This is a genomic window from Pseudomonas sp. PS01298 (assembly GCF_029959745.1).
In the GTDB taxonomy this organism is placed as follows: domain Bacteria; phylum Pseudomonadota; class Gammaproteobacteria; order Pseudomonadales; family Pseudomonadaceae; genus Aquipseudomonas; species Aquipseudomonas aylmerensis.
This window is the reverse complement of record NZ_JASCPP010000005.1, coordinates 1-12,984: the sequence shown is the minus strand read 5'-3', so window position 1 is coordinate 12,984 and position 12,984 is coordinate 1. Positions and strand designations below refer to the sequence as shown.

The 12,984-nt window shown below is 61.5% G+C and carries 12 protein-coding genes; 10 read left to right on the top strand and 2 right to left on the bottom strand.

Annotated elements, in window-relative coordinates:
* Positions 1-16 precede the first annotated feature (16 nt).
* Entirely contained in the window at positions 17-577 is a 561-nt protein-coding gene (locus tag QMX97_RS03635; protein WP_282396040.1) for a carboxymuconolactone decarboxylase family protein, read from the bottom strand.
* A gap of 102 nt (positions 578-679) precedes the next feature.
* Here QMX97_RS03635 and QMX97_RS03630 point away from each other — a divergent pair, with 102 nt between their 5' ends.
* Both QMX97_RS03630 and QMX97_RS03625 read left to right on the top strand, forming a co-directional pair.
* Positions 680-1,588: an AraC family transcriptional regulator gene (locus QMX97_RS03630; RefSeq protein ID WP_065908148.1), complete on the top strand. Its 909-nt coding sequence runs from the start codon at positions 680-682 to the stop codon at positions 1,586-1,588.
* Between the two features lie 111 nt (positions 1,589-1,699).
* Positions 1,700-3,226, top strand: a complete 1,527-nt coding sequence (locus QMX97_RS03625) for a M91 family zinc metallopeptidase (RefSeq protein ID WP_282396039.1) — start codon at positions 1,700-1,702, stop codon at positions 3,224-3,226.
* On the opposite strand, the gene QMX97_RS03620 is transcribed toward QMX97_RS03625, so the two are convergent.
* Positions 3,219-4,142 (bottom strand): LysR family transcriptional regulator, encoded by a 924-nt coding sequence (locus QMX97_RS03620; RefSeq protein WP_106803715.1) that lies wholly within the window; start codon positions 4,140-4,142, stop codon positions 3,219-3,221. The two genes, QMX97_RS03625 and QMX97_RS03620, sit on opposite strands and share 8 nt — an antisense overlap.
* A 117-nt stretch (positions 4,143-4,259) precedes the next feature.
* On the opposite strand from QMX97_RS03620, the gene QMX97_RS03615 reads away from it, so the two are divergent.
* From QMX97_RS03615 to QMX97_RS03580, 8 genes are all read left to right on the top strand, one after another.
* Positions 4,260-5,255 carry an aldo/keto reductase gene (locus QMX97_RS03615; protein WP_106803714.1) on the top strand — a complete coding sequence of 332 codons (996 nt, stop codon included), beginning with the start codon at positions 4,260-4,262 and terminating at the stop codon, positions 5,253-5,255.
* A gap of 162 nt (positions 5,256-5,417) precedes the next feature.
* Positions 5,418-6,977, top strand: coding sequence for a M91 family zinc metallopeptidase (locus QMX97_RS03610; RefSeq protein ID WP_201144772.1), 1,560 nt, complete (start codon positions 5,418-5,420; stop codon positions 6,975-6,977).
* A gap of 173 nt (positions 6,978-7,150) precedes the next feature.
* Positions 7,151-9,145, top strand: a complete 1,995-nt coding sequence (locus QMX97_RS03605; protein ID WP_106803712.1) for a methyl-accepting chemotaxis protein — start codon at positions 7,151-7,153, stop codon at positions 9,143-9,145.
* A gap of 78 nt (positions 9,146-9,223) precedes the next feature.
* Complete coding sequence (locus QMX97_RS03600; protein WP_106803711.1) at positions 9,224-9,682, top strand: SRPBCC family protein; 459 nt, start codon at positions 9,224-9,226, stop codon at positions 9,680-9,682.
* Positions 9,683-9,793: 111 nt separating this feature from the next.
* Positions 9,794-10,240, top strand: coding sequence for a DUF411 domain-containing protein (locus QMX97_RS03595; protein ID WP_213553761.1), 447 nt, complete (start codon positions 9,794-9,796; stop codon positions 10,238-10,240).
* Between the two features lie 3 nt (positions 10,241-10,243).
* Entirely contained in the window at positions 10,244-10,687 is a 444-nt protein-coding gene (locus tag QMX97_RS03590; RefSeq protein ID WP_106803710.1) for a YqaA family protein, read from the top strand.
* A gap of 45 nt (positions 10,688-10,732) precedes the next feature.
* The gene (locus QMX97_RS03585) at positions 10,733-11,746 is read left to right on the top strand and encodes an alpha/beta hydrolase (RefSeq protein WP_065908132.1); all 1,014 of its coding nucleotides are present in this window, start codon (positions 10,733-10,735) and stop codon (positions 11,744-11,746) included.
* A gap of 26 nt (positions 11,747-11,772) precedes the next feature.
* Positions 11,773-12,726, top strand: a complete 954-nt coding sequence (locus QMX97_RS03580; protein WP_282396037.1) for a D-2-hydroxyacid dehydrogenase family protein — start codon at positions 11,773-11,775, stop codon at positions 12,724-12,726.
* Positions 12,727-12,984: the final 258 nt, after the last annotated feature.

Sequence of the window (12,984 nt, the reverse complement as noted above, 5' to 3'; positions counted from 1 at the left end):
AGGGACCATCGCCACTTCAGCTGGCCGGTTTTTCCCAACGGTATTGCGCCAGCTCCGGGTTCAGCGGGGTACGGGCAAACACGTTAGCGAAGTTGCACAGGGTTGCCAGGCTGACGCCCAAAATAACTTCCAGGGCCTGGCCTTCGGAGTAGCCTGCCGCACGGAACGCGTCATAACCGGCATCGCTGACATCGCCGCGGGTGGCGATCACTTCACGGGTGAAGGCGGCGAGTGTCTCATACCGCGCATTGGGTAATTCGCCACGCTGGCGCAGCGCCTCGATCACCGCCTCCGGCAGCTTGGCTTTGTTGCGCGCCACGGCGGTGTGACCGGCAACGCAGAAGTCGCAGCCATGGGTCGTCGCGGTAATCAATTGCACCACTTCACGATCAGCCAGGCTTAGTTCGGTCTTGGCGTTCAGGCCGGAGACGGTGATGTAGGTTTCCAGCGCCGCCGGAGCATTGGCCAGCACCGCCAGCAGATTAGGAATAAACCCCGAGCCTTTCAGCGCGTTTTCGAGGAAGGGTTTGGCCGCATCCGGGGCGGTTTCGGGGGTGAGCAGCGGTACACGGGACATGGAGTGGTCTCCTGGGGGGTTGGTGTAACCAGTCTGTTGGTTATAAAAAAACCCCTCAATAGGCTAAAGTAGCGATTACTTGCTCTTGAGTCTTTCCATTAGATGAATTCGTCCAGTGCACTTGTCGATTGGTTATTAGACAGCCTCGAACTCAACACCAGCTTGTTCCACGTCGGGCGTTATTGCGGCGACTGGCACGCCAGTACCCACGGCCTGGCCCGGGCCAGTTTCCACCTGATCGTGCAGGGTCAGTGCTGGTTGCACATCGATGGCGAGCCCACCCCGGTGGCGCTGGACAACGGCGACGCGGTGTTCCTGCTGCGTGACCTTGAGTATCGACTGTCGGGTGAAGCCACGGCGGCGGGCGCGCAGGAATGCCCGCGTCGCCCAATGGAGCCGCTGGACAGCAGCGCCACCGACGGCGTGGGCTTGGTCTGCGGGTTCTTCCATTTCCAGTCCGGCCTGTCGGCGATGATTGTCGACACCCTGCCCGCCTGGATCGTGCTGCGAGCCGGCGATCCGTCACTCACGGCTGCACGCAACCTGTTCGACCTGATCCTGCAAGAATGCGCACGCACTCCGCCCTCTTCCGCCTTGCTGGAACGCCTCTGCCATCTGCTGTTCCTGTATGTGCTGCGCCAACAGGTGTTGGATAACACCGAACTTGGCGGCCTTGCCGCGCTGGCCCGGCAGCCGACATTTGCGCATTTGCTCGAGCAATTGATCGCCCACCCCGAGCAACCCTGGAGCCTGGAAAGCATGGCCGCCTGCACCGGGCTGTCGCGCTCGGCGTTTTTCAAGCGGTTCAATGAACTGTGCGGGCAATCGCCAGGGCAAGTATTGCTGATGATGCGCGTGCGCCATGCCTGCCAACTGTTCAAGCAGGACCAGACCGTGGCCGATGTAGCGCTGGCGGTGGGGTATCAATCAGTGGCGGCGTTTACGCGCGCGTTTCATAAGGTCACCGGGCAGCAGCCCGGCGCTTACCGCAAGGGTTTGGCGTCGAAATAAAATGCAAGTGTGTAGTTTTACGCCAATCAAGCTGTAAGAAAATATGGAACTGTTTTTCCGGCGCTCTCACACAAGGAGTACATCTTCGGCAAACAGTGGAACTTCTCACCCATGATCAGCCCCGCAGCACCTCCGACAAGCCGCCAAAATCATGATCCGCTGCGCGATGCAAAACATTCAGCGTCCGAGGATTCCATCTACGTCCAGCCGCGTTTGGACCCGAGCAAGGGCCCGATGCAAACCAAGACCGAGGTTTTACACAACGACGATTACTCAAAGATTTCACGGCAGGCCAAGTGGGACTTCCTGAGCAGACCGCCGGAGTTAAAGCAACTCACACTGGTGATGGAAACGGGCAACGCTGCCGACGCGGTCCATGTCGGCAAAAACCCTGATGGCCGTCTCAAGGTCCAGATCAATGGAAAGTCATACGCGCTCGATGACAAGGACCGAGACGGGAAGCCCCTGCATTTGCTGATCAAAACCCACGGCGGAAACGATCAGGTAACCGTCAGTGAAGACGTGAAAAACCCGCTGACGATTGAAGGGGGCAAAGGGGATGACACGCTCACTGGCGGCGGTGGCATCACTCGGCTTCTGGGCGGGCCGGGCAACGACACGCTTAAGCTGCGCTCGCATGCAGGCTATGCCGAAGGCAACGACGGCGACGATACCATCATCGGCGGCCCCGGCAATTCAGCCATGTACGGAAACAACGGGGATGATCGGCTGTATGCGGGCGCCGGCCCCGCCACAAAACAGAGCTATCTGGATGGGGGAGCAGGCAACGACCGGCTGTACGCCGGTAATGGGCATACGGTACTCCATGGTGGCAAAGGTGACGACGATTTGGTCGGGCACGATCGAACGACGTTCTACACCGGTAAAGGTCAGGATCGAGTCTGGAACAACCAGCAAGGCGATCATATATATGCCAAGACCGGCGATGTGTACGACCGGTCGCAAGGCTCAACATTGACCCCGGTGCAACCCAGCACTGCTGGCGGTGCGGGATTTGGGGTCGTAGGCACGCCACAATTCAAACAACGCGTAGAGGATGATCTCGAGTTTCTGCGCGGCTCTCCCACTGGGCAAAAGATGCTCACGGATATGGACAGGGAAGCCGCCGTGGCAGGGGGAAAAGTCACTATCGAGGAACAAACAGACAGAGGCAACGCTTACAATTTCGGGAGTTTGGAACTGGATAAGGCTTGGGAAAACGGTCGCCGTTTAGACGGTGATGACCCTAAAAGGGGCAAGATCACCGACAATAAACCTGGCTCGCGCGCCAATAAGGGGGTGATCGCTTACGACACAAGCACTACGGTCGCACCGGATGGACGCACCTTTGGATTTCCACTCATCGGGCTGGTTCATGAAGTGGGGCATTCCTACAACGGTGCGACGGGAACAAACCTGCCAGGCACAACCATAGAGCACCCGCCAGCACGCCCTGACATTTCAATTCCTATCAGGAACACTGAGTTCCAGGTCGTCGGTTTGCCGAGCAGCGCGTCGCCTTTCGATTTCGATAACGATCCATCCACCCCGCCCACCCGCATCAACCCCGAGCATTTCACGGAGAATGGCATGAGGCGCGAAATGGGTCTTCCAGAGCGCAAAACCTACCTCACCTGAGACGCTGACGTTGCAGCCCGGTGCCGGGTTGGGCGCATAACTCCACCAGCCAATCGACAAATACCCGCACCCGCTGCGACAGCTGCCGGTGTGGCGGGTACAGTGCCGTGAGCGCCATTTTCGGCACTGCAAGCTGCCCCAGCACTTCCACCAGGCTGCCCTGCGCCAGGCGCTGCATCGCGTGGTAGTACGGCGCCTGGATCAACCCGTAGCCCGCTTCACAGGCACAGAAGTAGCCGTCGGCACTGTTGACCGCAACCACCTTGGGCAGGTTGACCGCACGCAGTTCAGCGCCGAATTGAAACTCCAGGCCAAAGCGTTTGCCGCTGGCACTGGAAACGTACTCGACCATGTGGTGCCCGGCCAGGTCATCAAGACTTGCCGGCACGCCCTTGCGCGCCAGATAACCGGGGCTCGCCAAGGTGATTTGATCCATCATTGCCAACGGCCTCGCCACCAGCGATTCGTCCAAGGCCAGGCCACCGCGCAACACGCAATCCACGGCCTCGCGGATCAGGTCCACCGGGCGGTCGTTGAGGCCAATTTCCAAATCAATGTGCGGGTATCGAGCAGTAAATGTCGGCAAGGCGGGAATGACCAGAAAGCGGCCGATACCCGAGGGCATATCAACGCTCAAGGTGCCGCGCGGGTTCTGCCGGCGCGTGGAAAACACTGCCTCGGTTTCCTCAAGGTCGGCAAGCAATTGCACGCAGCGCTGGTAGTACGCCGCACCGTCCAGGGTCGGGCTGACCTGGCGTGTGGTGCGTTGCAGCAATTGGACGCCGAGGTGCGCTTCCAGCTGCTTGATCAGGATGGTCACCGAGGCGCGCGGCAATTGCAGGCTGTCGGCCGCCTTGGCAAACCCGCCCAATTCGACGATCCGGGTGAACACACGCATCGCATTAAAACGGTCCACGGGCCGGCTCCTGGCTGATTATTTAGAAATTACGAATAGTGATAGTGCTTTTAGCCGGTTTATCAAGGTTTTGTCGAGGATGACAATGGAGCCCTTCCCCACCCAGGAGCTGGACCCATGCACACTCGTCAACTCGGTAAAAACGGCCCGCACGTCTCCGCCATCGGCCTCGGCTGCATGGGCATGACGGATTTCTACACCACCGGCAGTGATACCCAGGAGGCCGTCGCGACGTTGCATCGCGCGCTGGAACTGGGAATCAACTTCCTCGATACCGCCGACATCTACGGCCCGCACACCAATGAGGCACTGATCGGCAAAGCCATCGCCGGCAAGCGCGACCAGGTGTTCCTGGCGAGCAAGTTCGGCATCGTCCGTGACCCGGCGAATCCGGCAGTGCGCGGGGTCAATGGCCGGCCCGAATACATTCGCAATGCTATCGACGGCACCCTGCAACGGCTGGGCATCGACACCCTGGATTTGTACTACCAGCACCGTATCGACCCCGACGTGGCCATCGAAGAAACCGTCGGCGCCATGGCCGATCTGGTCACACAGGGCAAGGTGCGTTACCTGGGGCTGAGCGAAGCGTCTGCCGTCACACTGGAGCGCGCCCATCGCGTGCACCCCATCAGCGCCCTGCAAAGCGAGTATTCACTGTGGAGCCGCGACCAGGAACTCAACGGCTGCCTGGCTGCCTGCCAACGCCTGGGCATCGCCTTTGTGCCGTACAGTCCATTAGGCCGGGGGTTTCTCACCGGCGCGCTGAAAAGCCCGGATGATTTCGCTGCCGATGATTACCGCCGTTTCAGCCCGCGCTTCCAGGGCGACAACTTTGCGAAAAACCTGCTGCTGGTCCAACAGGTCCAGGCACTCGCTGCCGAAAAAGGCGTAACGGCCGGGCAACTGGCACTGGCGTGGGTGTTGGCACAGGGCGAATTCATTCTGCCGATCCCCGGCACCAAGCAGCGCAAGTACCTGGAAGAAAACGTCGCCGCCGTCTCGCTGACCCTCAGCACCCGCGAGCTGGCCGCGCTGGAGGCGATCTTCCCGGCCGATGCCACCGCCGGCCTGCGTTATCCCGAGGCGGTAATGGCGATGCTGGATATCTGACCGCCAAACCCACGGGGCGCCTGGAGGGAGGCGCCCCCACGACGAAACGTTTGGCACTCTATAGGCCGCGGGCGAGAGGAACGTTTGCAGGCGCGATGCCACGTAAGAGCAGCCCTGATGCTTCATCAGGCGCGCCTCAAGAGTCGATAAAAAGGACCTGTCATGATATCCACGCCATCCAACCCCTCGGCCACCCAGCCTTACGCCCAGCTACCCAAGCCTCCCGAGACAGCCACCTCGCCCTACACCCCACCGACCGACCTCAAGCCAGACATGGTTAACCGCCGGACACAGGTGCTGTTTGACGAAGGTGGCACCAAAATCAGCCGGTCAATCGACTGGGACCCCAGTGACCCGAAAAAGCCGCAGATCCTGAACAATTTCCTGCACGTAGAAACCGGTGATCGCGCTGACCGGGTCCATGTGCGCAATTTACCGAATGACAAGATGCAGATCACAATCAACGATAAACCGCATGTATTCGACGTCAAAAGCAAGGAAGACCGCGAGCAGGAGCTGGCGATCGATACCCACGGCGGCGACGACACGGTCATCATCGACGATGACGTCAAGCTTCGTACAAGAGTGGAAGGCGGTGATGGTGACGATCGCATCCAGGCTGGCGGCGGTCGCAGCAGGCTGTTCGGAGGGCGTGGCAACGATGCCCTGGTGTTGGGCAGTGGCTTGGGTTATGCCGCCGGCGGCGAGGGCGACGACACGATCATCGGCGGCAGCGGCAACGGCGTGATGTACGGCAACAAGGGCAATGACCTGCTCATTGCGGGCTCTGGCCCCGCCACCAAGCAAACCTACATGGACGGTGGCGACGGCGACGATGTGCTCTTCTCCGGCAGCGGGCACACCGTTGCACATGGTGGCAATGGCGATGACAACTTGGTCGGGAACGCACGCACGACGTTCTACACCGGCAAAGGCAAAGACAGCATTTGGAACAACCAGCCCAATGACCGCATCTACGCCAAGGCCGGGGATAGTTTCGACCGCACCCAAGGATCGGCTTTCACCGAAGTCAAACCCAGCAATGCCGGCAACCGCGGCTTCAGCGTGGACGTCCCACCAGAAGTCAACGAGGACCAGGCACAGGAATTCAAGCAGAGCGTCGCCGACGACTTTGAATTTCTGCGCAGTTCACCCACGGGGCAACAGGCACTCAAGCGAATGGATGAACTTGCGGCAATAAACGGCGCCAAGGTCAGCATACGGCCGATCAACCACGGCGGTAACGAATACCTGTTTGGCAGCACTGGACTGGAAAACATGACACCTGAGGAGTCCGAAAGCGCAGGCGAAGGGGCCTTCGGGACGATCACCAATGGCGTGCCCGGTGCCCGCGCCGATCGCGGCATCATTCACTTTGACTCGCCGGCTACGCTCGAAAACGCCGACCGCACCAACACACGGGTACCCGCCACCGCTCTCTTCGCTCAGGTGGCCTCCGCCTACAATGGCGCAACCGGTACATTCCTGCCGGGGGAAACCCGCGAAGCGCCGGGAGAATCGGGTCTCGCCAGGAATGAAGTACGTCAAGCCATTGGCCTGCCCAGCGATGCCGAACCTTTTGATTTCGACAATGACCCCTCGACACCGCCGAGCACTGTCAATCCGAGACCGTTTACCGAAAACGCCCTGAATGAAGAGATGGGCAAACCCTTGAGGAAGACCGTCTTATGGTCACCTAGCGATCAAGGTCGTGGGACGTAGAGCGGCGCCTCAATATCGGTTCCTACACGGAGCGCGGCGGGTAGTCGGCCTCGCTCTGGTCAACCCCAGCTATTTAGCACCATCGTACCTAAAGCTCCGCCCATCCACGCCGATAGCCCTACGAAGCTCCAAAAAGCCGCGTCGACAATAAACGCTTCGTAAGGACGAATCCCATGCCCCCACTACGCTCCATCCAAACTCGCTACACCCTGTTTCTGGTGCTGTTCGTCCTGGTGTTATTGGTCTTGACGGTCGTGGGTATCGGCCAGTTGGTTGCGCCCAAGCTGCAGTACACCGAAGAACAGGTGGTGCTCAACCGCATCAGTGAAGTGGCCGAGCAGATCCAGGGCGAACTGAACAAGGTCCAGGCCCAGCAACGCAGCATCACCCAGACTATTGTGCTGCTCGACAGTGATGCCATCGACAAGGTCCTGCCCGGCCTGGTGGACCAGTACGGCGAGCTGAAAGTCTTCGGCGGCGGCATCTGGCCGCTGCCCAACCAGCGCACGCCGGGGCGCAACAAGCACAGCACGTTCTGGCACCGCGATGCGTCGGGCAAGCTCGTAGTGAACACGTTCTGGAACAGCGACCCTGCCCCCAATTACTACGACCAGAGCTGGTACAAGGGCGGCCTCGCCGCGCCGCGTGGCCAATGTGCCTGGGCTGCCGCCTACAAGGACGACGCCAGCCAGGAGCCGCGCACCAACTGCGCCATGGCGATCCAGCGGGACGGTGCGGCGTATGGCGTCGCCACCATTGATGTGACCCTGGGCTTTTTCAACGCGCTGGTGGCCAGCAAGGAAAAAGACATCGGCGGGCAGATGCTGATCGTCGAAGGCGACGGCAAGATCATCAGCAACAGCACGCGCCTCAGTGGCCCGGTGGTGTTGAAGAACATCAGCGAACTCACCGGCACCTCGGCATTTGCCGCCCAGGTCAGCAAAGCCCTGGCCCACCGTGACCAGGCCTTGCAGCGCAGCGAGTTCGACAATCAGGGCGTGGCCAGCACGTTCTATATGCGCCCCATCGAAGGCACGCCGTGGTTCCTGGCGACCGCCCTGCCCACCTCGTTGATCACCGCCCAGCGCGACGACGTGCTCGGCAGCCTGGCCCTGGTGCAAATCCCCATGGTGCTGCTGTTGGTGCTGCTGGCGGCCTATGCGATCCGCCAACTGGTGCAACGCATGAACACGCTGAAAGCCAATATTGACGCGTTGTCCGCCGGTGACGCCGACCTGACGCGACGCATCACCATCCGCGCTGAAGACGAACTCGGCGCCATCGGCCACTCGGTCAACCGCTTTATCGTGTACCTGCAAAACATGATCGGCGAGGTCACGCAGGCCACCGGCGCCATGTCGTCGGGCCTTGAGCAACTGCAGAAAACCTCGGCGCACACCAACCAGATCCTGGTGCGCCACGCCTCGGAGACCGACCAGACCGTCACCGCCATCACCGAGATGAGTTCCACCGCCGACACGGTTGCGCAGAACGCCGCAGAAACCGCCTCGTTCACTCAACGCGCCAACGAACACGCCGACCGTTCCCGCGTGGTGGTCGGCGAAGCCTCCAGCAGTGTCAGCGCCCTGATCGGCGAAGTGGCCAGCGCCACCCACACCGTGGAGAACATGCGCCAGGACGCCGCGCGCATCACCGAAACCCTGGGCGTGATCGGCGCGATTGCGGGCCAGACCAACCTGCTGGCGCTCAACGCTGCAATCGAAGCGGCACGGGCCGGCGAACAAGGCCGGGGGTTTGCCGTGGTTGCCGACGAAGTCCGAGCACTGGCCGCGCGCACCCAGGCCAGCACCTCGCAGATCAACGAGATGCTCGCGCGCCTGACTACCGGGGTGAGTTCGTCGGTGGCGGCCATGGAAAACACCCAGGCCAGCTGCCAATCGGCGGCAGATGCCACCGCGCGGGTCAACACCGGCCTGGACGAGATGGCAGGCTCGGTCAGCCATATCAACAACCTCAGCACGCAGATCGCCACGGCCGCCGAGCAGCAAAGCGCGGTGACCGAGGAGATCAACCGCAGCATGGTGCAGATCCGACATATGGTCGAGGAACTGGTGCAGAGCGGCCATGCCACGCAAACCAATACGCAGACCCTGCTGGACGCCAATGGACGCGTGATTGCCTTGATGGGGCGTTTCAAGGTGAGCTGATAAATGGCCTGGATACTCCCGTGCAATGCGCGGGAGTCGGACTATTCTGACAGTTCACAGCCACACAGGAGGTGTGCCATGCGCGCTGCAGAGCAGTCAGTCCGCTTGGAGCGGATCAGTCAGGAACGCTTTATCCAGGCCCCCATCGATGCCGTCTACGACTATGTGACCCAGCCGGATCGCTGGCACGAATGGCACCCCACATCCCTGAGTGCCGACACCGGCACCACCGGTTCACTCCCCGTCGGCACGCGCTTTACCGAAATGATCGACCTCTTGGGCGTGCGCGTGCCCATGAGTTACCGCGTACAGGTCGCCCGCCGCCCCGGCGAGTTCAAGACCGTGTTTACCTCCCTCGCCGTCGATGGCTCCATTCACTACTTCCTGCAGCCGTTTCGCGGCGGCACGCTGTTCAAGCGCGTGCTGACCTATGAGACCGAATTGCAGCTGGCCACCTTGCATGAGCGCATGATCGAGTTGTCCGCGATTGCCCTGGACCAACTCAAGCATCGGCTGGAAAATCCGCCCTTCGTATAATTTTGAAACATTACCGCGAAGGTTGCTCGCCGGTGGGCGCTGGCTTGCCTGCGATGACGTCGTCATGATCGCCGCCATCCCAATCGCCACTTCCTGCTTGCGAGCCTTTTGATGAAAACCACCCTGCGCCTGGCCCTGCTGTCGGCCCTGTTCACCACCACACTGGCCCAGGCCGCCGACCTGATCCCCATCGACGTACACCGCGACGCCAACTGCGGTTGCTGCAAGAAGTGGATCAGCCACCTGGAAAGCAACGGCTTCAAGGTCAATGACCATGTCGAAGCCAATATGAGTGACGTCAAGCAACGCCTTGGCGTGGCGCCGCGCCTGGGCTCATGCCACACCGCCGTGATCGACGGCAAGTTCGTCGAGGGCCATGTGCCCGCCGAGCAGGTACTGGCGCTGCGCAAGCGCGACGACCTGCTGGGAATCGCCGCACCGGGCATGCCCATGGGTTCGCCGGGCATGGAAGTCGAAGGGCGCAGCGAGGCGTATCAGGTCATCGGCCTGACCCGCGACGGCCAGGATGTGGTGGTGGCCGAGTACCCGGCACACTGACCGATGCTTGCCGGTTACCTGGGGCTGTTTCTCGCTGCGTTTGGCGCCGCGACCCTGCTGCCCCTGCAATCCGAAGCCGTGCTGGTTGGCCTGCTGCTCAGCGGGCATTACAGCCTGTGGTGGCTGCTGGTGGTCGCGACGCTGGGTAATGTGCTGGGGTCGGTGCTGAACTGGCTGCTCGGGCGCGGGGTGGAGCGCTTCAAGCACCGGCGCTGGTTTCCGGTCAGCGACCCGCAACTGGCCAAAGCCCGGCACCATTACCAGCGTTGGGGGCACTGGACACTGCTGCTTAGTTGGGTGCCGATCATCGGTGACCCGCTGACGCTGGTCGCCGGGGTGATGCGCGAGCCGTTGTGGCGTTTCCTGCTGCTGGTGACCCTGGCCAAGGGCGTGCGTTACGGGGTGCTGGCAGCCCTGACCTTGCAGTGGGTGTTAATCCCCACTTAATCGCCTCCCAACAGCATCCGAGACATCTTGTCTGGAGCCCCGCCCATGCCTCTGATCCGCACCTTCTGCCTTGCCGGCCTGCTCACCGCCAGTGTCACCCCGGTGTTCGCAGCCACTGAAGGCCCCGCCTACGGGCCAGAATTGCAAGGCTTTGCGTACCCCTATCCACTTGAGCACTTCAACTTCCAATCCCAGGGCAAGTCCCTGCAGATGGGCTACATGGACATCCCCGCCACCGGCAAGGCCAACGGGCGCAGCGTGGTGCTGATGCACGGCAAGAACTTCTGCGGCGCTACCTGGGAAGGCTCGATCAAGGCCTTGAGCGAGGCCGGTTACCGGGTGATCGCGCCCGACCAGATCGGCTTCTGCACCTCCAGCAAGCCTGATCACTATCAGTACAGCTTCCAGCAACTGGCGCAAAACACCCATCAACTCCTGGAAAAGCTCGGCATTCACCAGGCGACCATTATCGGCCACTCCACCGGCGGCATGCTCGCCACCCGCTACGCCCTGCTCTATCCGACCCAGACCGAGCAGCTTGGGCTGGTGAACCCGATTGGCCTGGAAGACTGGAAAGCCCTCGGCGTGCCCTACAGCAGCGTCGACCAGTGGTACCAGCGCGAGCTTAAACTCAGCGCCGAAGGCATTCGCAAGTACGAGCTCAACACCTACTATGTAGGGCGCTGGAAGCCCGAATACGACCGCTGGGTGGATATGCTCGCCGGCCTCAACAAAGGCCCGGGCCATACCCAGGTGGCATGGAACTCGGCCTTGATTTACGACATGATCTTCACCCAGCCGGTGTACTACGAGTTCAAGGACCTGCAGATGCCGACCCTGCTGTGGATCGGCACCGCGGACAACACCGCGATCGGCAAGGACCTGGCGCCGCCGGAGGTCAAGGCCAAGCTCGGCAACTACGCGGTACTCGGCAAGCAGGTGGCCAAGCTGATCCCGCATTCCACCCTGGTGGAATTCCCGGGCCTGGGCCATGCACCGCAAATGGAAGAACCGGCACAGTTCAATAAAGCATTGTTGCAGGGCTTGAACGCCCTTTAATCCAACCTTTTTCGAGGCACGCGTGAATGTCGGTACAGATCGCAGTCATTGATGATTGGCAGAAGGTCGCCAGTGGCGTGGTGGACTGGTCGGTGCTGGAGTCGGTAGGCCAGGTGCATTTCCTGCACGACTACCCGGCGGACACCGCCACCCTGATTGAGCGGTTGCAGGGGTTTGAGGTGATTTGCGTGATGCGCGAGCGCACCACTTTCGACAAGGCCCTGCTGCAGGGCTTGCCCCAGCTCAAGCTGCTGGTGACCGGCGGCATGCGCAACGCGGCCATCGACATCCCGGCGGCCAAGGCGCTGGGCATCCAGGTGTGTGGCACCGACAGCTACAAACAGGCCGCGCCGGAACTGACCTGGGCACTGATCATGGCCTCCACTCGCAACCTGGTGGCCGAAGCCAACTCGCTGAGAGCGGGCGGCTGGCAGGTGGGACTGGGCGGCGACCTGTATGGCAAGACCCTGGGGATCCTGGGGCTGGGCAGCATCGGCCAGAAAGTCGTGCAGTTCGCCCAGGTGTTCGGCATGCGCGTGATTGCCTGGAGTGAAAACCTCACGCCGGAACGCGCAGCCGCCTCGGGCGTGACGTGGGTCAGCAAGCGAGAGTTGTTTGAACAGGCCGACATTCTCACTATCCACCTGGTGCTCAGCGACCGCAGCCGCGGCCTGGTGGATGCCGAGGCGCTGGGCTGGATGAAACCCAGCGCACGCCTGGTGAACACCGCGCGCGGTCCGATTGTGGATGAGCAGGCACTGGTGCGGGCCCTGCAAAACGGCCAACTGGCCGGCGCCGCGCTGGATGTGTTCAGCGAAGAACCGCTGCCCGCCGACCATCCGTTTCGCCAACTGGACAATGTCCTGGCCACACCGCACGTGGGGTACGTCAGCGAGCAGAACTACCGGCAGTTCTACCAGCAGATGATCGAGGACATCCAGGCCTGGGCCAATCAGGCCCCCCTCCGACTGCTCAACTGACAGGGGAGCAGCAGTTCTCCCATAGCAAACACACTTGATGAGGGAACCCCTCCCCCTAAGCAAGCCGCTCCCCCCAGCAAGCCGCTCCCCCTGTGGCGAGCAGGCTTGCCCTGCGTTGGGCTGCGCAGCAGCCCCAAAACCTGCCCCCCCGCCCAACCTGATGCACCCCACGCACCACATCGGAGCACTTCCCCGTCATACCCCCTGCAACCCTACCTCCGCCTACCCCGCCCACCACCCCGCCCCCGTTTTCCCAGC

Bases quoted from the DNA above. Each gene is read 5' to 3' on its own strand.
- QMX97_RS03635 (WP_282396040.1), bottom strand. From the start codon at position 577: ATGTCCCGTGTACCGCTGCTCACCCCCGAAACCGCCCCGGATGCGGCC.
- QMX97_RS03630 (WP_065908148.1), top strand. From the start codon at position 680: ATGAATTCGTCCAGTGCACTTGTCGATTGGTTATTAGACAGCCTCGAA.
- QMX97_RS03625 (WP_282396039.1), top strand. From the start codon at position 1,700: ATGATCAGCCCCGCAGCACCTCCGACAAGCCGCCAAAATCATGATCCG.
- QMX97_RS03615 (WP_106803714.1), top strand. From the start codon at position 4,260: ATGCACACTCGTCAACTCGGTAAAAACGGCCCGCACGTCTCCGCCATC.
- QMX97_RS03610 (WP_201144772.1), top strand. From the start codon at position 5,418: ATGATATCCACGCCATCCAACCCCTCGGCCACCCAGCCTTACGCCCAG.
- QMX97_RS03605 (WP_106803712.1), top strand. From the start codon at position 7,151: ATGCCCCCACTACGCTCCATCCAAACTCGCTACACCCTGTTTCTGGTG.
- QMX97_RS03600 (WP_106803711.1), top strand. From the start codon at position 9,224: ATGCGCGCTGCAGAGCAGTCAGTCCGCTTGGAGCGGATCAGTCAGGAA.
- QMX97_RS03595 (WP_213553761.1), top strand. From the start codon at position 9,794: ATGAAAACCACCCTGCGCCTGGCCCTGCTGTCGGCCCTGTTCACCACC.
- QMX97_RS03590 (WP_106803710.1), top strand. From the start codon at position 10,244: ATGCTTGCCGGTTACCTGGGGCTGTTTCTCGCTGCGTTTGGCGCCGCG.
- QMX97_RS03585 (WP_065908132.1), top strand. From the start codon at position 10,733: ATGCCTCTGATCCGCACCTTCTGCCTTGCCGGCCTGCTCACCGCCAGT.
- QMX97_RS03580 (WP_282396037.1), top strand. From the start codon at position 11,773: ATGTCGGTACAGATCGCAGTCATTGATGATTGGCAGAAGGTCGCCAGT.